The sequence below is a fragment of the Streptomyces sp. NPDC028308 genome (genome assembly GCF_055565855.1).
In genome coordinates this window covers 43,755-61,627 of the sequence record NZ_JBVHTO010000002.1, presented here as the reverse complement: position 1 = coordinate 61,627, position 17,873 = coordinate 43,755, and the positions used below count along the sequence as shown (strand labels likewise).

The window sequence follows — 17,873 nt, the reverse complement described above, 5'->3', positions numbered from 1 at the left end:
TGTGGGAGCGTTCGAGAGCGGGGGCAGTTCACGAGAAGGGTTCAGTCATGCCGATGGCTTCGCAGGACCTTACAGTCGTGGCCCTCCTGGCGGATCCGGATGCGCCGACGGAGATCGCTCAGCGTATGGCCCGCATTCTGCCCTCGCGGCTCGCCGACAAGGCGGAGCAGGGGCGACGGTTCGACGTCGAGGTGGTGAGTGAGCCCTTCACCGCGGGGACGGAGGACACGTCCGTTCTGATGCAGAGGATCAGGGATCGCGCAGGGTCGGAGCACTGGGACATCGTCGTGGCACTCACCGATCTTCCGCTGCACACGCACGGGCACAAGCTCGTTGTGGATCTGAACCACGAACACGGCTTGGCACTGCTCTCTCTTCCTACGCTGGGAGGCTGGCGGCTGCAGACAAGGGCCCGGCGGGCCGTGGAAGAGGTCGTGCTCGGCCTGACGGGTCCGCCGGCCGACGGAGCACAAGGACCGCAGCAGCGTCAGCCACCCATGGGGCGCTTCGTCAGTAGTCTCGCGCCCGTTCACCCGGGCGCGGTCGACGAGGAGGAGATCGCTGATCTTCGGTACGTCCTCAGCGGGCCGCGCGGATACCTCAGGGTGCTCGTCGGGATGGTCCGTGCCAACCGTCCGTGGCGCTTGGTGCCGGGTCTGTCGAAAGCCCTGGCTGCCGCGCTGGCCACAGGAGCGGTCGCCACCGTGAACTCCACCGTCTGGAGCCTGGCCGGGGCCCTGAGCGCGCCGCGTCTTGTGATCGCAACGGTCGGTTCCCTCGTGCTGATGATCGGCTGGCTGATCGTGGACGCGCAGCTGTGGCACCGGTCGTCGGACGTCTCACGGGAGGCGAGGCAGAGGGTGAAGCTCTACAACGCTTCGACAGTCCTGACCGTGGGTATCGGTGTGGTCGTCTGTTACGCGGGTCTGATGATCGTCAACCTGGTCTGGGCGCTGTTCATCCTCAATGACCAGGTGTTCGCCTCCATGACACAGACGCCTCTGCACACAGCGGACTACTGGACGTTGTCCTGGTTCGTCGCTTCGGTCGCCACGGTGGGCGGAGCTCTGGGATCCGGCTTGGAGAGTGACGAGGCGATCCGCGCGGCTGCCTACTCCAAGCGTGAACAGGAACGGCGCGACATGCTCCAGGACGAAGGTGATCAACTGAAGCCCTGAGCCGGTGACTTGTCGGTGGTCGGTCGATGCCCGTCCGGGGCCGAAGACCCAGATGATCGATCGTGCGTGGTTGTTTCGCGTCGGGGCCGACGGGGACCCGGAAGTCACCGCCGGAATGCGGGCCTCCGCCTGGGCGTCCGGCGGGCACCACCGTCCCACCCGATTCGGGTGAACGGTCCATTGAGGCATGCCTGAGCCGAGGCCCCCGTCCCATCACCTCCCGGGCGCCCGGCTCTGTGCGCCGTCGCCATTTCCGGCGTGCTGCGGCAATGCTGCGCACCGAAGGAAGCCATCATGAAAGCAGCGGTATACGACGGACCGCGAACGGTCACCGTGAAGGACGTGCCGGACGCGAAGATCGAGCACCCCTGCGACATCATCGTGAAGATCACCGCTACCAACATCTGCGGCTCTGACCTGCACATGTACGAGGGCCGCACCTCGTTCGAGTCCGGCCGCACCCTGGGACACGAGAACATGGGCCAGGTCGTGGAGGTCGGCTCGGCCGTCCGCAAGGTCCAGGTCGGCGAGTACGTGGTCCTGCCCTTCAACATCGCTTGCGGCTTCTGCAAGCAGTGCGAGCGAGGTCTGACCAACTACTGCCTGACCATGCAGCCGGAACCGGCCCTCGCGGGAGCAGCCTACGGATTCGCCGACATGGGGCCCTACCAGGGCGGCCAGGCGGAACTGCTGCGCGTACCCTACGGCGACTTCAACGCCCTGCGTCTGGGCGAGGACGCCGCCGAACGCCAGACCGACTACGTGATGCTCGCCGACATCTTCCCCACCGGCTACCACGCCACCGAGATGGCCGACGTCAAGCCGGGCGACCAGACGATCGTCTTCGGGGCCGGTCCCGTCGGGCTGATGGCGGCCTACTCGGCCATCCTCAAGGGCGCCGGCCGCGTCTGGGTGGCCGACCACCAGCCCGACCGGCTGCGCAAGGCGGAGGAGATCGGGGCCATCCCGATCAACACCGCCGAGCAGAACCCGGCGGACGTGGTGAAGGAGGCCACCCTCGGTCTGGGCGCCGACAACGGCTGTGAATGCGTCGGCTACCAGGCACACGACGCCCAAGGACACGAAGACGCAAGCCTCACGCTCAACGGCCTGATCGACTCGGTCAGGTTCACGGGCAACATCGGCGTGGTCGGTGTGTTCCTCCCGGAGGACCCCGGCGGCGCAGAGGCCCAGGGCGAGTTGGAGGCCCAGGGCAAGGTCCCCATCGACTTCGGCCTGATGTGGTTCAAGGGTCAGCGCATGGGCACCGGGCAGGCGCCGGTGAAGCGGTACAACCGTGCGCTGCGAGACCTGATCGCCGGCGACAAGGCAAAGCCGAGCTTCCTCGTCTCTCACGAGCTCAGCCTGGACGAGGCCCCCACCGCCTACGAGCACTTCGACGCCCGTGACGAGGGCTGGACCAAGGTGGTCCTGCACCCCGACGGACACGCGAACGGCCACAAGCGCTGAGGAACTACAGCACCGCCACTGGGCGCGTTCTTCCCGGACCGGTCCGGGAAGAACGCGCCCAGTGGCGGTGACTGTTGGGTGAGGGCTACTAGCGGAGGTTCGTAAGACCGGGAGCCGTGCGTGAACGCCCTCTGTCTGCGAGTGAAGCTGCGCCGCTACGCCTCGGCACCGCGTTTCTGGTGATACCCATTCAGCGCACGTTCAGTGGCCGTCCTCGGCACGCAGGCCGTGCCTCGCGGCGCTCGTTTCCGCAGACTGGTCGCCGTACTGCACCGCGGGCAGCCCGGCCTGACCGTTCGTGCGCGCGGTGTGGCCGCGTCCGCGGGACACGGCCCCGGCATCCTCAACGCAGCGCGCTCTTCGCCTGCCAGGCGTTCCACGGCACGTTCCACGCGCCGAAGCCGTTTCCCGGGTCGACCACGCCCTTGGTGTCCTTGCCCGTGATCTCGAAGGGGTCGCCCGGTCGTACCTGCCCGTAGAACCAGGCCGCGTCCGTTTTGCTCATGCCTATGCAGCCCGAACTGTGGTTGGCGTTGCCGAAGTAGGCGGCGTTCCAGGGTGCGGCGTGGGCGTACATGCCCGACCAGGTCAGCCGCATCGAATAGTGGACCGTCTTGTCGTAGGCGTCGCCGAGGCCGACCGTCTCCGAGTTCATGTTGACGGTGCCCTCCTTGGCCATGAGCACGGCCGTTCCGCGCCAGGATCGCTTGTCCCCGCCGGGGGTGCCGCCCGAGACCGGGATGCTGCGGACGGTCCTGCCGTCGCGTACCAGAGCGAGGCGGTGGCGGTCGAGGTCGACGCGGACGATCTGGCGGGTGCCGATGGTGAAGGCCGTGCTGTAGTCCCGTACGAACCAGCCGCCTTCGGATCCCGAATCGGTGCCGTTCAGTTCGGCCTTGAGCACGACCTTCGTTCCCGGCTTCCAGTACGACTTCGGACGCCAGTCGACCCGGTCCCGGCCCGACCAGTCGCGTATCCAGCCCCAAGACCCTTCCGTGGGTTCCGAGGTGGTGACGTGCAGCTGCTTCTCGACCTCGGAGCGGTTTCTGACGGGGCGGTCGAAGACCAGGGAGATCGGCTGGGCCACTCCGACGATGGTGCCGTCCCCAGGACGCCAGTCGACCTTGTTGACCTTGTCCGCCTCGACGGTGGTGAACGATGCCTTCGTGGTGGCGGCGCTGCCACCCGTCGTCCGGGTCTTGGCGATGACCGTGTACGCCGTGCCGGGTACGGCCTTGCGACCGGAGACCCACCTCCGTCCGTCGGCCGCGACCTTGCCGGGCAGGCGCCGGCCTTCCGCGTCGGTGACGGTGACCGAGGTGAGACGGCCGTGGGAGGCGGTGACCGTCACCGGCCGGCCCGGCGTGGCCTGCCGCCCCTTGGGTGTGACGGTGACCATGACGGGCCGGTCCTTGGACGCATCCGCCCGCGGTGCGTGTGAAGAGGAAGGTGACGGACTCGACGAGCAGGCGGCGAGAGGTGCGAGCAGGGCTGCGGCGATGGCTGCCCGGATCGGGACATGGGTGGACACACGTGTGCGCGGCAAGGAAACCCCCAGGACGGACGACTCCGCGGCGATGAGCGGACTGCCCCGACCGTAGAGCCGGAAAATGCCAGGTCAGCTGCTTTCCGGGTCTATGACGGCGGTTGGTGAGAAACGGTCATGGCTTCGTCACACTCGGCGCGCGGACCGGTCACGGCTGGTTGTGAGCATCCTCGGTGTCCCCGTCGCCAGCCGGGGAGGAGAGTGAGGCTCAGACCGTGTCAGCGCTGCTCGTTCCACCCGGCCGTATCCCCCGAGCGGGGAAGGAACCCTTGTCGCTGGGGCCGGTCACGCCCCGCGCTTACCGTGCCTTCCTTTCGTCACCCGCCGGCCGAGCCCTCCGCCCCGGCTTCCTGCAGTGCCCTTCCTGGGCCGACGTCAAGGAGGGCTGGCGGGCCCAACTCGTCGGCTGGGGAACGGATGTGGAAGGGGGCGCGCTGAGCGGTGCGGCGCTCGTGCTGCTGCGCCAGTTCCCCGGCACGCGCAAGTTCTTCGCCTACCTGCCCGAGGGCCCGGTGGCCGACTGGGCGGATCCCGACGTCGACCTGTGGCTCACGCCGTTGCTCGGTCATCTGCGCGACGCGGGAGCGTTCGCCGTGCGGATGGGGCCCTCGCCCGCTTACCGGCGCTGGGACGCTTCCGCGCTGAAGTCCCTCACCGGGCCGGGGCGTCGGCTCGGCGACGTGCTCGCCAGCGAGGTCGATCCGCTCGGCAGTGCCGTCGCCGAGCGGCTGCGCGCGCGGGGGTGGGTCCGCTGCGGCAGCGACGGGTCCGCCGACGGCGGTGACGCCCAGCCCCGCCACGTGTTCCGGATACCGCTCGCAGGACGCACCACCGAGGACCTGTGGTCAGGACTCAATCAGGAGTGGCGGCGCAACGTCCGGCGCGCCCGGAAGGAGGGCGTGGAGGTGGTCGTGGGCAGCGCCGCCGAACTTCCCGAGTTCTACCGTCTGTTGGACGTGACGGAGCAGCGCGACGGTTTTCGCCTCGGTCGCTCCCTCGCCTATTACGAGCGCCAGTACGCGGCGCTCAACGCCGAGGAGCCGGGCCGGATGAAGCTGTACCTCGCCCGTCACCGCGGGGAGATCCTGGCCGCTCACACCATGATCACGGTGGGTGACCGGGTCTGGTACCAGACCGGCGCCTCGGCGGACCACCGTCGTGAGGTACGGCCCTCCAACGCCCTGCAATGGCGGATGCTGCTGGACGCGCACGCGCTCGGCGCCGACGTCTACGACATGCGCGGGGTACCCTCCACTCTCGACCCCGCCGAACGTGCGTACGGCCTGCTGCGCTGGAAGCTCGGCACCGGTGGACAGGTCGTGGAGACGCTGGGGGAATGGGAGAAGTCATTGGGTGGCCCCGCCAACCAGGCGCTGTACCGCGCCTTCCAGGCATACCTGAACCGCCGGTGAGCGCCCTCACCCCGACCGGTGCGGAGGACAGCGCCTCGCGGCCGGACGGCGAACGGCGAGGCGACGACAGCGCCGCGACCGCGAGCGAACAGCCGGGCCACGAGCCCCGTACGAAGGCGACGTCCACGGCGCGCAGCAGCGCCGTCATGGCCGCCGGGTCGCTCGTCTCCCGCGGCACCGGCTTCGCCCGTGCCGCCGTGATCGCGGCGGCGATCGGCACCGTCGGGCCGACCGCCGACGGCTACGCCGTGGGCAACTCGCTGCCGACGATGGTCTACATGCTCCTCCTGGGCGGCGCGCTCAACGCCGTGTTCGTCCCCGAGCTCGTCAAGGTCGCCAAGGAGCACGAGGACGGCGGCGTCGCGTACACCGACCGACTCGTCACGGTCTGCGTGGCCGCGCTCCTGGCGATCACCGTGACCGTGGTGTGGGCGGCTCCCGCGATCGTCGACGTGTACACGGATTACAGCGGCGGACAGGCCGCCATGACGAGCGCGTTCGCCCGGTACTGCCTGCCGCAGATCTTCTTCCTCGGACTGTTCACCCTGCTCGGGCAAATCCTCAACGCACGCGGCCGGTTCGGCGCGATGATGTGGGCACCCGTCCTCAACAACCTTGTCGTCATAGCCGTGTTCGGCCTCTTTCTGGCGCTCGCTACGGACGGCGGCACACTGAGTTCGACCGAGACGGCGCTGCTCGGGTGCGGCACGACCGCCGGGATAGCCGTCCAGGCCCTCGCTCTGCTTCCCGCGCTGCGCGCGGCCAGGTTCCGCTGGCGGCCCCGCTTCGACTGGCGCGGCAGTGGACTGACCCGCCCGCTGCGGTCGGCCTTCTGGCTGCTGCTCATGGTGCTGGCCAACCAGGCCGCCTACTGGGTCACCACCCGGCTCGCGACGACCGCCGGTCTCGACGGCGGACCGGGATACAGCGCGTACAACAGTGCCTACGTCCTGTGGGTCGTGCCGCACGGCATCGTCACGGTGTCCCTGGTGACCGCGCTGATGCCCCGGATGAGCGCGGCCGCGACGGCCGGGGACACCGCCGGCCTGCGGCGCAGCGTCTCCCAAGCCTTGCGCACCTCCGCGTCCGCCGTCGTCCCCGCGGCGTGCATGCTGCTCGCCCTAGCCCAGCCGATCATGGACCTCGTCTTCGGGTACGGCAGGACCAGCGCCGGCGACACCGCGGCCATGGCCGGCATCCTCATGGCCTTCGCACCCGGGCTCGTCGCCCTGTCGGGGCAGTACGTGCTGTCCCGCACCTTCTACTCACTCTCCGACACCCGCACCCCGTTCCTGCTCAACCTGGTGATCGTGACCGTCAACGCGGGGCTGTCCGTGGCGGCCGCCCAACTGCTGCCCGCCCGCTGGGCCGTGACGGGTATGGCGGCGGCGTACTCGGTGGCCCTGTGCGCGGGCTGGGCGGTGACCGCCCGGGTGCTGAGCCGCTCGCTCGCCGTCGCCCGTCCCCTGCGTTCGGCCGCCGTCGGCACGCACGTGCGGCTCCTCGTCGCCGCAGTACCCGCCACCCTTCTGGGCCACTTCGCCGTTCGGGTCGCCGCAGGGGCGGGAACGCTCGCCGCTGCAACCGCCGGGGCCGTGGCCGTCGTGCTCACCTTTGCCGTGCTCGCCCGCCCGCTGCGGCTCACCGAACTCGACGCCCTGCTCTCCACCCTGCGCCGCAGAGCGACCCGGGCCTGACCACTACCGAGGGAGAACTGCCCATGCCCCGCGTGCTCCTCATCGAGGACGACCCTTCCGTACGGGAGGGTGTCGAACTCGGTCTGCGCCGCCGTGGACACGAGGTGCGGGTGGCCGCGACCGGTGAGGCCGGTCTCGCCGCACTGGCCGAATTCCGCCCCGATCTGATGCTGTTGGACCTGATGCTCCCCGGCATGAACGGCGTTCAGGTCTGCCGGAAGGTCCGCGACCGGAGCCAGCTGCCCATCATCATGCTCACCGCGCGGGGTGACGACTTCGACGTGGTGATCGGCCTGGAGGCCGGCGCCGACGACTACATCGTCAAACCCGCGCGCACGGAGGTGATCGAGGCCCGCATCAGCGCCGTACTCCGCCGTATCGACAACTCCGGTCAGGGCAAGGCGGCCATCGAAGTCCACGGCGACCTCGTCATCGACCGCGCCGGGCTCAGTGTCACGAAGTCCGGTACGCGCCTTCCGCTCGCCCCCTCCGAACTCAAGCTGCTGCTGCACCTGTCCGCCGCACCCGAGCAGGTCTTCAGCAGACAGCAGCTGCTGGAGCACGTGTGGGAACACAGCTTCCACGCCGACGCACGGCTGGTCGACGCCTGCGTCGCACGGCTGCGCGGCAAGGTCGAGGACGAGGCGGGCAGCCCGCGGTACATCCAGACGCTGCGGGGCTTCGGCTACCGTTTCGGACCCCTGTGACCTCCGGCATGCGGCTCGCGCGTCGGAGACCCGGCGCCGGCGGCGGTAACCGTCCGGCCCGCGAGGGCACGCCGGCTGCGGACGCTCCCGTCCGACGAGGCTGGGCGCGGGCGTTCGGGCTGCGCACCCGGCTGGTCCTGGCCTTCCTGCTGGTCGCCGCCGTCAGTGCGGGCACCACCTCCGCGCTGACCTACCGCGAGGCCCGCAACGCGTTGCTGAAGACCGCCCAGGACACCGCGGTCGCCTCCTTCCGCGACCAGGTCCAGCAGACCGGCTGGGCCCTGCCCCTGCAGAAGGAAGGAATGGAGGAGACCCTACGGAGCATCGCCCGCGCTGGGAGGCCCCACCCCTGGGTCGTGTTCGCGGAGTACGGATCGATCAGGGCGTCCTCCGGCGAGAACCCCGTCTCCACGGTGATCACCCCCGAACTGCGCCGCGCCGCACAAGCTCATCCCCGCGGCACCTTCGAACGGGTCGTCAAGGACGGAGTCCCGTACCTCACCATCGCCATGCCCACGGTGTTCAAGACCGGCCCCGACGACGTGCTGCCCAGCGGGCTCGTCCTCTACGCCGTCACGCGCATGAGCGACGAACAGGTCAACGTCGACGCGCTCCTCATAGCCGCCCGCGACGGCGCCCTGCCCGGTCTCGCCATCGCACTGATCCCCGGCCTGATCGCCGCCCGCAGCGTGCTGCGCCCGGTGCGCGAACTGCGCAAGGCCGCACGGAGCATGGGCAGCGGCAGTTTCGACACCCGCATCCCGGTACGCGGCAGCGACGAACTGGCAGACCTCGCCCGCACCTTCAACGAGTCCGCCGCCGCACTGGAGACCTCGGTGCGCGAACTGCGCGAGGCCGAGGCACGCGCCCGCCGCTTCGCCTCCGACGTCTCCCACGAACTGCGCACCCCGCTCGCCGGCATGCTCGCCGTCACCGAGGTCCTCGACGAAGACGCCGATGGACTGGACCCCGACACCGCCCGGGCGGTACGCCTGGTCAGCGCCGAGACCGGAAAGCTCGCCGTGCTCGTCGAGGACCTCATGGAGATCTCCCGCTTCGACGCCCGCGCGGCAGGGCTCAACGCCGACGAAGTCGACATGGCGCAGACCATCGACAAGACACTGCAGAACAGGCACTGGACCGACGACCGCGTCCGCACCCGCCTGCCCTCCGGCATCCGCGCCCGGATCGACCCACGGCGTTTCGACGTCGTCATCGCCAACCTCGTAGGCAACGCCCTGCGGCACGGCGGCGCGCCCGTCACCGTGAGCCTGCGCAGCGAGCAGCGCTCCTCCGGCCCGCCCGTGCTGATCACCGAGGTCGCCGACAGCGGACCCGGCATCCACCCGGACGTCCTCCCGCACATCTTCGAGCGGTTCTACAAGGCCGACGCGGCGCGCACCCGGTCGGCGGGCAGCGGCCTGGGGCTGGCGATCACCCTGGAGAACGTGCGGCTGCACGGCGGAACCGTGCGCGCGGCGAACCTTCCGGGCGGCGGCGCCGTCTTCACCGTGGAGATACCGCTGCACCTGGAAGAGGGCTGTTGATGGGACGTGCGCGTGTGCGCCGCCGTAGCGGGGCGGTCGCGGTCGCCGCCGCGTCGGGGGTGCTGCTGCTCGGCGGCTGCGGCATCCAGGAGACCGACGTGATCGAGGCGGGAGGTCCCGCCTCGATCCAGGCGTTCTTCGACGACGAGACCGAGGTGCTGCTCTTCTTCCACACCCGCGACGGCCGCCTCCACCCGGTGATCCGTCCCGCCGAGTCGATGACGGACAACGGCTCCGACGCTTTGACGGTCGCGGGCCAGAACTCCACCGCGACGGACACCGCACCCCCGCCGCTGGAGAAGGTGCTCGGCGCGCTGCTCGCCGGCCCCGGCGAACGGGACCGCAAAGCGGGGCTCGGCACGTCCCTCCACCCCACTTCGTCCGACCGACCACCTCAGGTTGAGGTCTCGGCGGGCGGCAAGCAGGTCACGGCTGACGTGCCCCTGCCCTTGGACGGCCTGAACCGGACGGCGTCGCAACAGCTGATCTGCACGGTCGCCTACGGCCACGACGTCGACATCCAGGCCACCGTGCGACTGAGGGGCACGGAAGGCACGTCGAGATCGGGGACCTGCGACTTCGCTCCGGAGCCGAGGCCGGGACTGTGACGGGGCACGCCAGCTCTTGCTCAAGGGGGAAGGTCGCGATGACGGCTTACGGCGGCGATGACCACGACGCTGCCATTGTGCTCGGCGCTCGCTGTCCAGCCGGTCGGGGTGGCGCTGGCCGACGACAGGCTGAACGGCCACAAGAAGAAGACAGAGATAGGCGGCCGTCTCGTGAGGAGCGACGCATGACGACCATGTTCCACCGCCGGGTCGTGCCCACGCTGCTGCTCGGTCAGGTCGCGTATGTCACGCTGCTGGAGCTCGCGTTCACATTCCTGGTGCCCGACACCGCGGAAATCGACCACACCGCGCCCGACACCTCTGGCACCCTGCTGAACTCGGTGCTTGTCGCCGTGGCCGCTCTGACCATGATCGGCGGAGCCGCCCTGCTGGGCTCAAGTCGTGTCAGGGACAGGGCACCGCGCGCCTTGCGCGTCGGCTGGCTCGCCGTGCTCGGAGTGGGTGAGGTCGCCATCGCAGTGATGCTCCTGGGGTCGGTCGCTACCGGGGCCTCGGGCCCCGACACATTGATCGGCGTGCTGGCGAGCGTGGCGAGCTGCGCGATCGCATGGTCGTGCCTGATCGATTGGCGCTACGTGGCGCCGGCCCACCAAGTACACCCTCGGCAAGAACCGGGCACCAGCTGATCTGGGACTCTGCTGAGACCCCTACGTCGGTACGGCGGCGGTTCCGGAAACCTCGGGACCGCCGCTGTCCTTTTGCCGTACCAACCCCGTGGCGCCGGGTCGGTCAGGGCTTGGGACGCGGAGATCCCGTACTCCGGCACCTTTTGCCGACGTATATCAGGGGTCCCATTTTGAGTTGGGCCGGCCGCTGCCCGGCAAGGCGCATTCCGGAGTCCCCCCGGGCAAGCGGTGGCGGTTGGCGGCGATCAGGCGGTACACGCCGTGGGCGACTTGGCGCAGCGGGGGCAGGCGCAGCAGCGCGCCGAGTACCGGCCACGCCCCGCGCGCGCTCAGCAGTGCCTTCGCCACGGCGTCGGAACCTCCGTACACCGTGCCGGGCGGAGTCACCCACAGCACCTCTTGCTCGGCCCGCTCGCGTCTGACGCCGAGGGCTTCCAAGTCGGCGAACTGCGAAGGGACGATCTCGCAGCGCGGTCGCAGCCACCGTTCGAGCACGCGCACCGAGGTGGAGCAGAAGCCGCAATCACCGTCGAAGACGAGTACCGGTCGATTCCGCATGACTGCATCTTGCCGTGCCCGAGGCGGGTCACGCAGTCCGGAGCGACGCCGGGCCCCCGGCGTCCGGCCGGGTTCGCTGGCAGGCGGGGCTCCGTGCAATCTCAAGTCGCACCTTCCCGGTTGAGGCGTCGGTCCTACGGAGGGCTCCCGCAGCCTGCTCACCCTGCGCCGCGCCGCTGGGGCGTGGCGCAGGGGGTCCGTTCAGCCGCTGCCCACACTCTCGCCGAGCGCTTCCCGGGCCGAAGGTACGGCTTGCGCGCGGTCCTCGGGGACCAGGCCGATGCGGGTTCGGCGGTCGAGGAGGTCGGCCTCGTCGAGGGCGCCCTCGTGGCGTACCGCCCAGGTCAGTTCGGCCTGTGTGACGGGGTGGCCTTCAAGTACCTGGGCGCCTAGCCGTGGGTCCTCGGTGGTCAGGGCGTGTATGTCCGCCGCTTCGGTGCCGTAGCGCCGGACGAGGCGGGGCGGTGCCTGGACGGTGGCGAGGACGTGCGGCGGCGCGGCGCCGATGAGGGGCAGCGAGGCGGTGGGGGAGGGGCCCGCGTCGAGCCCGTGCGTGGCGACGGCGGCGTCGACGGCGTCCTGGGCCATACGCCGGTAGGTGGTGAGCTTGCCGCCGACGACGGTGATCACACCGTCGGCCGAGGTGTGCACGGCGTGCCTGCGGGAGATGTCGGCGGTCTTGGTGCCGCCGCTGCCGGCCGGGGCGGTGTCCAGCAGGGGGCGCAGCCCGGCGAAGGCACCCACCACGTCGTCGCGGTGGACCGGGATGTCCAGGGCGGAGTTGAGTACGTCGAGGAGGAAGCCGATGTCGGAGTCGGGCGCCTCGGGGACGTCGGGGATGTCGCCGTCGACGGGCTCGTCGGTGAGCCCGACGTAGACGCGGCCGTCGCCTTGCGGCAGGACGAGCACGAAGCGGTTGGTCTCCCCGGGGACCGGGATGTGCATGCCCGCCGGCACCGCGCCCAGGTGCTCGGCGCGCAGGACGAGGTGGGTACCGCGCGAAGGCCGGATGCGGATGCCGTCGACGAGGCCGCCGGCCCACACGCCGGATGCGTTGATCACGGCGCGGGCCCGGAGCTCGCCTTCCTCGCCGGTGAGTTCGTCGCGGACGCGTGCGCCGTGCCCGGTCAGTTCCAGGGCCCGTACCCGCGTCAGGACACGCGCGCCGCGCGCGGCGGCCGTACGGGCGATGGCGGTGACGAGGCGGGCGTCGTCGGTGAGCCGGCCGTCGAAGGACAGCAGGCCGCCCCGCAGACCGGCGGAGCGGAGTGCCGGGGCCAGCTTGCGGGTCTCCACGGTGGACAGGCGGCGTGGCGCGGGGAGGGTGGCGCGAGACGTGCGGGCCGCCAGGCGCAGGAGGTCGCCGGCGTGGAAGCCGGCGTGTGCCAGGGCGGCTTGACCGCGTGAGACCAGTGGGGTGAGGGGGAGGACGAAGGGCTGGGCATGCACCAGGTGGGGGGCGGTGCGTTCCATGAGGATGCCGCGTTCGACGGCGCTTTCGTGGGCGACGTCGAGTTGGGCGGAGGCCAGGTAGCGCAGGCCGCCGTGGATGAGCTTGGAGCTCCAGCGTGAGGTGCCGAAGGCCAGGTCGTGGGCGTCGACGGCGGCGACGCTCAGGCCGCGTGCGGCGGCGTCCAGGGCGACCCCGGCGCCGGTGGCGCCGAGACCGACGACCAGGAGGTCGACGGGAGCCCCGCCCACGGTGCGGGCCAGCTCGTCGGCCCGCCGGGCGGCGGTCAGTGAGGAGCCGGGTGTCGGTGCCGGGTCGGACGCGCTCCTGCTGGTGCTCATGGCGTCAGGGTCCTCTCCAGGATGGTCCGCAGTTCCGTGAGGAACGCGTCGCCGGTCAGCTCGGGGTCGTCCTCGTCGGTCATGGTGCGCAGGGAGAGCGTGAAGGACTGCACGATCAGCAGCAGGGCCCGGGCCTGCCGGTCGGCGTGCTCGGCGCGCACCGATCCGTCCGCGTGGCCTTCGCGCAGGGTGCCGAGGAGCAGTTCCAGGAGGGCTTCCTGGCTGGCTCCGCGTCTGTCGAGCATGTAGGGCAGGAGCAGTTCGGGGTCCACGTCGATGATCTTGCGGAACAGCGGGTGGGCGCGGAACGCCCGCACGCCCGCCACCAGGCCGTCGACGATCAGGGCGCGGGCGGAGGTGCCCGTCCGGCGCTCGGGCATCGCCCGGGTGGCCGCCTCGACCCACTCGCGGGTCATCAGGTCTCCCACCAGGGTCCGTACGTCCGGCCAGCGCCGGTAGAGCGTCATACGGGAGACACCGGCGCGGCGGGCCACGTCGGTGAGGGTCGTGCGGCGCACTCCGACGGCCAGCACGCAGTCGCGTACGGCGTCCAGGACGGGGTCTCCGGCGGCCGTACCGTCCGGACCGTTGTGACGAATAGGCGTCATGTGTCACAGTGTAACGCGCCACGGGGTCGTGGGACAGCACCTCTTCCGCCCCACGGCCCCATGCCGCTCCCTGCGGCACCCCTTGCATCCGACCGGTGAGGAACAACCCCATGGACATGCTGTGGAGCGGGTGGGGAGACCCCGCCAAGGCCACTGAGCTGCCCGAAACGGTGATCGGGCTCCTGCGCGACCTGCTCGGGGTCAAGCCCGCCCGCAGTGCACCGGTCGCCCTCGACGCCATCGAGGTGCCCGCCTCACCGCTCGACGCGGGAGCCATCGACGCCCTGGCCGCCGCGGTCGGCGGCCCGGCGCACGTGCGTACGGACGCCGAGACCCGCATCCGGCACACCCGCGGCAAGTCCACCCCGGACCTGCTGCACATCCGGGCCGGCGACATCGCCGACGTCCCGGCCGCCGTGGTCCTGCCCGCGAGCCACGACGAGGTCCTCGCGGCCCTACAGGCCTGCGCCGCCCACGAGTTGGCCGTCGTCCCCTTCGGCGGCGGCACCTCCGTCGTCGGCGGTCTGACGCCCGAGCGGTCCCGCCCCTTCGTCGCGCTGGACCTGCGCCGCATGGACGGCCTGCTCGCCCTCGACCCCGTCTCCCGCACCGCCACCCTGCAGCCCGGACTGCGCGCCCCCGAGGCGGAGGCCCTGCTGGCCGAGCACGGATTCACCCTGGGGCACTTCCCGCAGTCCTACGAATGGGCCACCATCGGCGGGTTCGCCGCGGCCCGCTCCAGCGGACAGGCGTCCGCCGGCTACGGCCGCTTCGACGAGATGGTCCTCGGCCTCACCCTCGCCACCCCGCAGGGCACGCTCGACGTCGGCCGCGCCCCCCGCTCGGCGGCCGGACCCGACCTGCGGCAACTGATCCTCGGATCCGAGGGCGCGTTCGGTGTCATCACATCCGTCACCGTCCGCGTCCGCCCGCAGCCCGCCGCACGGCGCTACGAGGGCTGGCGCTTCGCCTCCTTCGAGGAAGGCGCCGCGGCCCTGCGCCGCCTCGCCCAGGACGGACCGCGCCCCACGGTGCTACGCCTGTCCGACGAGACCGAGACGTTCATCGGCCTCGCCCAGCCCGACGCCATCGGCGCCCAGGACGCACCGCAGGACCCCGGATGCGTCGCCGTCGTCGGCTACGAGGGCACCCAGGAGGACACCGAACTGCGCAGCCGGCAGGGCGAGGCAGTCCTGCGCGAGTGCGGCGGCACCTACCTCGGCGAAGAACCCGGCCGACGCTGGGCGCACGGCCGCTACTCGGCGCCCTATCTGCGCGACGCTCTGCTGGACGCGGGTGCCTTCGCCGAAACCCTGGAGACCGCGGCCTTCTGGTCCCGCATCCCCGAGCTCTACGCCTCCGTCAAGGAGGCACTCACCACCTCCCTCACCGAAGCCGGCACACCGCCGCTGGTCATGTGCCACATCTCCCACGTCTACGAGAACGGCGCCTCGCTGTACTTCACCGTGGTCTCGGCCCAGGGCGAGGACCCCGTGGCGCACTGGGCACCGGCCAAGCGCGCCGCCAACGAGGCGATCGGCGCGGCCGGCGGCACGATCAGCCACCACCACGGCGTGGGAACCGACCACCGCGACTGGTACGTCCGCGAGGCCGGCGAACTCGGCATCGCCGCGCTGCGGGCGGTCAAACAACGGCTCGACCCCGCCGGGCTCCTCAACCCCGGCGTCCTCCTGCCACGCGACTGAACCCGCCAACCCTCGGTCCAACCAGTCCACTCACCCCACCCCGCGTCCCGGAGGCCCACCGATGCGACAGTTCACCGCCATCGTCAACCCCAGTGCGGGCGGATCCACTTCGGCCGCCGCGCTGCTGCAGGTGGCCAGGCTGCTCCGGGAGGCGGGGGCCGAGCTGGAGACCGAGTACAGCCGCAGCCTGACCCATGCCCAGGACCTCGCCCGAGCAGCGGGCGCGCGGCAGCGCGTCGTCCTGGCCGTGGGTGGCGACGGCATCGCGGGCGGCATCGGCGGAGCCCTCAGCGGCACCGACGTCCTGTTCGGCCTCGTCCCCGCCGGCCGCGGCAACGACTTCGCGCGGGCCCTCGAACTCCCCTCCGAACCGGCGGAGTTGGCCCGCATCCTGCTGCACGCCCCACCGCGGGCGGTGGACACCATCGAGGTGGAGTCGGCCGTCCACCCGCGCACAGCCGTCCTCGGCAGCGTCTACGCGGGCGTCGACGCACTCGCCAACCGCCACGCCAACGAGGCCAAGCTGCTGCGCGGCGCGGCCTCCTACTACGCGGGCGGCCTGCGCGCCGTGGCGACTTGGCGAGCGGCCACCTACCGGGTCACCGTCGACGGCGAGGAGCACACCCACCGCGGCTACACCGTCGTGGCCGCCAACTCGCCTTACTACGGCTCCGGTCGCATGATCGCCCCCGGCGCGCGCGTCGACGACGGACTGCTCGACGTGGTGCTGATCCGGGAAGCGCCGCGCCGGCTGTTCTTCGCCCTGATGAACGAGCTCTCCGCGGGCACCCATGTCCGGCGACCTCAAGTGCGCGTCCTCCAGGGACGGGAGATCCGCATCGAGGCGGACCGCGAGGTGCCCTACGGCGCCGACGGCGAGGTCGACGCCGTCCTCCCGGTCACCGCACGCGTACTCCCGGGAGCCTTGCGGATGCTGTACTGAGCTGTCCGCGCCCCGCTAGACCTGTCGGGAGGTACCCCGGCCTGGCATCGCCCCGCTGTCGGCCGCCGTTGACCTCCGCTTGATCGGCGCAGGGCCCCGATCCATCCCGTCACGGGTGTGGGGCAGGATGGCGACATGGCACAGCAGATCTTGCCCCCGCCGGAATCCTGGCGCCGGATCGACGCCTGGCTGGCGACCCATGCGGCGTCCGATTTCGCCCTGCTCAATCCACCTGCGACACAGGACGACATCGAGCGGGCCGAGCGTCTTCTCGGCATCGCGCTGCCTGGTGACCTTGCAGAGTCTCTGCGGTGCCATGACGGGGTGAGCGCCTGGGCGACCTTCCTGCCGGAGCAGTCACCGCTCGCGGTGAGTGGCATCGTGGACCGTTGGCAGACCTGTATGGATGTCGCGGCGGAGAACGACGGTCTGACGCGTCGTCCCTGGGAGGACGAGCCCTGGTGGCACCCTCTCTGGGTCCCCTGGGCCGAGAGCGCCGATGGCGGGACCCAGGTGATCGACCAACGTCCCGGCCCGAACGCGGGCCGCATCGGCTGGGCAGGCCACAGTGGCGGCGGCGACTTCACCGATCCCTGGCCTGATCTCGCGAGCCTTCTCGAAGCCGTAGCCCGTGCGCTCTGTGAAGGTGGTGACGTGCGTGGACTGCATCCATACCTCACCCCCGGAGGTGAGCTCTGGTGGGACGAAGAGAGCTGTGAGGAACTCAACGCTGAGCTGCTGAGGACAGCACCCATCGGGCTGCCTTGACTGCCGACGACGCAGACTGCCGCCGAGTCGACGCGAACTGGCGAGGCGGCGAACTGGGCCGCTTCTCCTGGCTCATGGCGCTGACCAGATCCGGCGCCAGCCCCGATTCCTCATGGCCGGCGCGGTTCTCGACAGGACACTTCCATAAGCAATGAATATAAAAGCGTTATGCTTCGAATATGAGTCGTCAAGACGCCGCTCCTGACGCGTGCGCCGCCATCGGGGCAGTCCTCTACGGCTTGGCCACCAGGGCGGCGAGACGCCTGCCCCGAGACATGAGCCTGACGTCCGCCGGCACCCTGGCCACCCTGGACCGGACCGGCCCGCGGCGCATCACCGATCTGGCCGCGGTCGAGGGCGTCACGCAGCCCGCGATGACCGCCCTGGTCCGGGTGATGGAGGAGTCCGGCCTGGTCGAACGGCGGGGCGACGCGTCCGACAAGCGGGTCACGCTGGTGCACCTGACGGAGGCCGGCGCCTCCTATGTCCGGACGCGGCGCCAGGCGGGCGTCCACGCGTTCCAGCGGTTGATCGGCGAGCTCACCGGCGACGAGGTCGAGGCGCTGGTGGCGGCCCTTCCGGCGCTGAAGCATCTGGCAGAGCTCGAAAGCCAGGACGGCGAAGGGCCGAAGCGGCGATCGGGCAGCGGGTCGGCGGCGTCGCGGTGAAGGCGCTCCCGGTGGCGCG

17 protein-coding genes are annotated in these 17,873 nt (G+C 70.8%); 12 read left to right on the top strand and 5 right to left on the bottom strand.

The features are described 5' to 3' along the window. The first annotated feature begins 47 nt into the window (after nt 1–47). Together ACZ4VA_RS04505 and ACZ4VA_RS04500 are read left to right on the top strand one after the other, a co-directional pair. A complete protein-coding gene (locus ACZ4VA_RS04505) occupies nt 48–1,178 on the top strand; it encodes a hypothetical protein (RefSeq protein WP_388906146.1) in 1,131 nt (376 codons plus the stop codon). Nucleotides 1,179–1,472: 294 nt separating this feature from the next. Further along, the gene (locus tag ACZ4VA_RS04500; protein WP_355792529.1) at nt 1,473–2,648 is read left to right on the top strand and encodes a glutathione-independent formaldehyde dehydrogenase; all 1,176 of its coding nucleotides are present in this window, start codon (nt 1,473–1,475) and stop codon (nt 2,646–2,648) included. Nucleotides 2,649–2,849: 201 nt separating this feature from the next. On the opposite strand, the gene ACZ4VA_RS04495 is transcribed toward ACZ4VA_RS04500, so the two are convergent. After that, nucleotides 2,850–2,978 (bottom strand): hypothetical protein, encoded by a 129-nt coding sequence (locus ACZ4VA_RS04495; protein WP_388906149.1) that lies wholly within the window; start codon nt 2,976–2,978, stop codon nt 2,850–2,852. A 13-nt stretch (nt 2,979–2,991) separates the two neighbouring features. Further along, nucleotides 2,992–4,194 (bottom strand): L,D-transpeptidase family protein, encoded by a 1,203-nt coding sequence (locus ACZ4VA_RS04490; RefSeq protein ID WP_468079699.1) that lies wholly within the window; start codon nt 4,192–4,194, stop codon nt 2,992–2,994. Between the two features lie 215 nt (nt 4,195–4,409). Between ACZ4VA_RS04490 and ACZ4VA_RS04485 the strand changes: the two genes are divergently transcribed. The 6 genes from ACZ4VA_RS04485 to ACZ4VA_RS04460 all read left to right on the top strand — a co-directional run bounded on the left by ACZ4VA_RS04485 (nt 4,410) and on the right by ACZ4VA_RS04460 (nt 10,812). Then, a complete protein-coding gene (locus ACZ4VA_RS04485; RefSeq protein WP_356175084.1) occupies nt 4,410–5,606 on the top strand; it encodes a lipid II:glycine glycyltransferase FemX in 1,197 nt (398 codons plus the stop codon). Nucleotides 5,607–5,752: 146 nt separating this feature from the next. Then, complete coding sequence (gene murJ / locus ACZ4VA_RS04480) at nt 5,753–7,303, top strand: murein biosynthesis integral membrane protein MurJ (protein WP_468080300.1); 1,551 nt, start codon at nt 5,753–5,755, stop codon at nt 7,301–7,303. Between the two features lie 23 nt (nt 7,304–7,326). Next, nucleotides 7,327–8,010 carry a response regulator transcription factor gene (locus ACZ4VA_RS04475; protein WP_355780207.1) on the top strand — a complete coding sequence of 228 codons (684 nt, stop codon included), beginning with the start codon at nt 7,327–7,329 and terminating at the stop codon, nt 8,008–8,010. 8 nt (nt 8,011–8,018) lie between these two features. Continuing rightward, complete coding sequence (locus ACZ4VA_RS04470) at nt 8,019–9,557, top strand: ATP-binding protein (protein ID WP_468080298.1); 1,539 nt, start codon at nt 8,019–8,021, stop codon at nt 9,555–9,557. After that, the gene (locus ACZ4VA_RS04465) at nt 9,557–10,165 is read left to right on the top strand and encodes a hypothetical protein (protein WP_356175093.1); all 609 of its coding nucleotides are present in this window, start codon (nt 9,557–9,559) and stop codon (nt 10,163–10,165) included. The genes ACZ4VA_RS04470 and ACZ4VA_RS04465 overlap by 1 nt, the downstream gene beginning before the upstream one ends. Nucleotides 10,166–10,350: 185 nt before the next feature. Further along, on the top strand, nt 10,351–10,812 hold the full coding sequence (locus ACZ4VA_RS04460) for a hypothetical protein (protein ID WP_355780198.1): 462 nt from the start codon (nt 10,351–10,353) through the stop codon (nt 10,810–10,812). A 156-nt stretch (nt 10,813–10,968) separates the two neighbouring features. Here the strand turns inward: ACZ4VA_RS04460 and ACZ4VA_RS04455 are convergent, their stop codons facing one another. The 3 genes from ACZ4VA_RS04455 to ACZ4VA_RS04445 all read right to left on the bottom strand — a co-directional run bounded on the left by ACZ4VA_RS04455 (nt 10,969) and on the right by ACZ4VA_RS04445 (nt 13,769). Then, nucleotides 10,969–11,370: a thiol-disulfide oxidoreductase DCC family protein gene (locus ACZ4VA_RS04455; RefSeq protein WP_355780195.1), complete on the bottom strand. Its 402-nt coding sequence runs from the start codon at nt 11,368–11,370 to the stop codon at nt 10,969–10,971. 201 nt (nt 11,371–11,571) lie between these two features. Continuing rightward, nucleotides 11,572–13,161, bottom strand: coding sequence for a glycerol-3-phosphate dehydrogenase/oxidase (locus ACZ4VA_RS04450; protein WP_468079695.1), 1,590 nt, complete (start codon nt 13,159–13,161; stop codon nt 11,572–11,574). Beyond that, the gene (locus ACZ4VA_RS04445; RefSeq protein ID WP_356175099.1) at nt 13,158–13,769 is read right to left on the bottom strand and encodes a TetR/AcrR family transcriptional regulator; all 612 of its coding nucleotides are present in this window, start codon (nt 13,767–13,769) and stop codon (nt 13,158–13,160) included. The genes ACZ4VA_RS04450 and ACZ4VA_RS04445 overlap by 4 nt, the downstream gene beginning before the upstream one ends. A gap of 110 nt (nt 13,770–13,879) precedes the next feature. On the opposite strand from ACZ4VA_RS04445, the gene ACZ4VA_RS04440 reads away from it, so the two are divergent. From ACZ4VA_RS04440 to ACZ4VA_RS04425, 4 genes are all read left to right on the top strand, one after another. Then, on the top strand, nt 13,880–15,475 hold the full coding sequence (locus tag ACZ4VA_RS04440) for an FAD-binding oxidoreductase (protein WP_356244438.1): 1,596 nt from the start codon (nt 13,880–13,882) through the stop codon (nt 15,473–15,475). A gap of 61 nt (nt 15,476–15,536) precedes the next feature. Next, complete coding sequence (locus ACZ4VA_RS04435) at nt 15,537–16,418, top strand: YegS/Rv2252/BmrU family lipid kinase (protein ID WP_356175104.1); 882 nt, start codon at nt 15,537–15,539, stop codon at nt 16,416–16,418. 135 nt (nt 16,419–16,553) lie between these two features. After that, on the top strand, nt 16,554–17,186 hold the full coding sequence (locus ACZ4VA_RS04430; RefSeq protein ID WP_356175107.1) for an SMI1/KNR4 family protein: 633 nt from the start codon (nt 16,554–16,556) through the stop codon (nt 17,184–17,186). Between the two features lie 275 nt (nt 17,187–17,461). Further along, a complete protein-coding gene (locus ACZ4VA_RS04425) occupies nt 17,462–17,854 on the top strand; it encodes a MarR family winged helix-turn-helix transcriptional regulator (protein ID WP_356175143.1) in 393 nt (130 codons plus the stop codon). Nucleotides 17,855–17,873 lie beyond the last annotated feature (19 nt).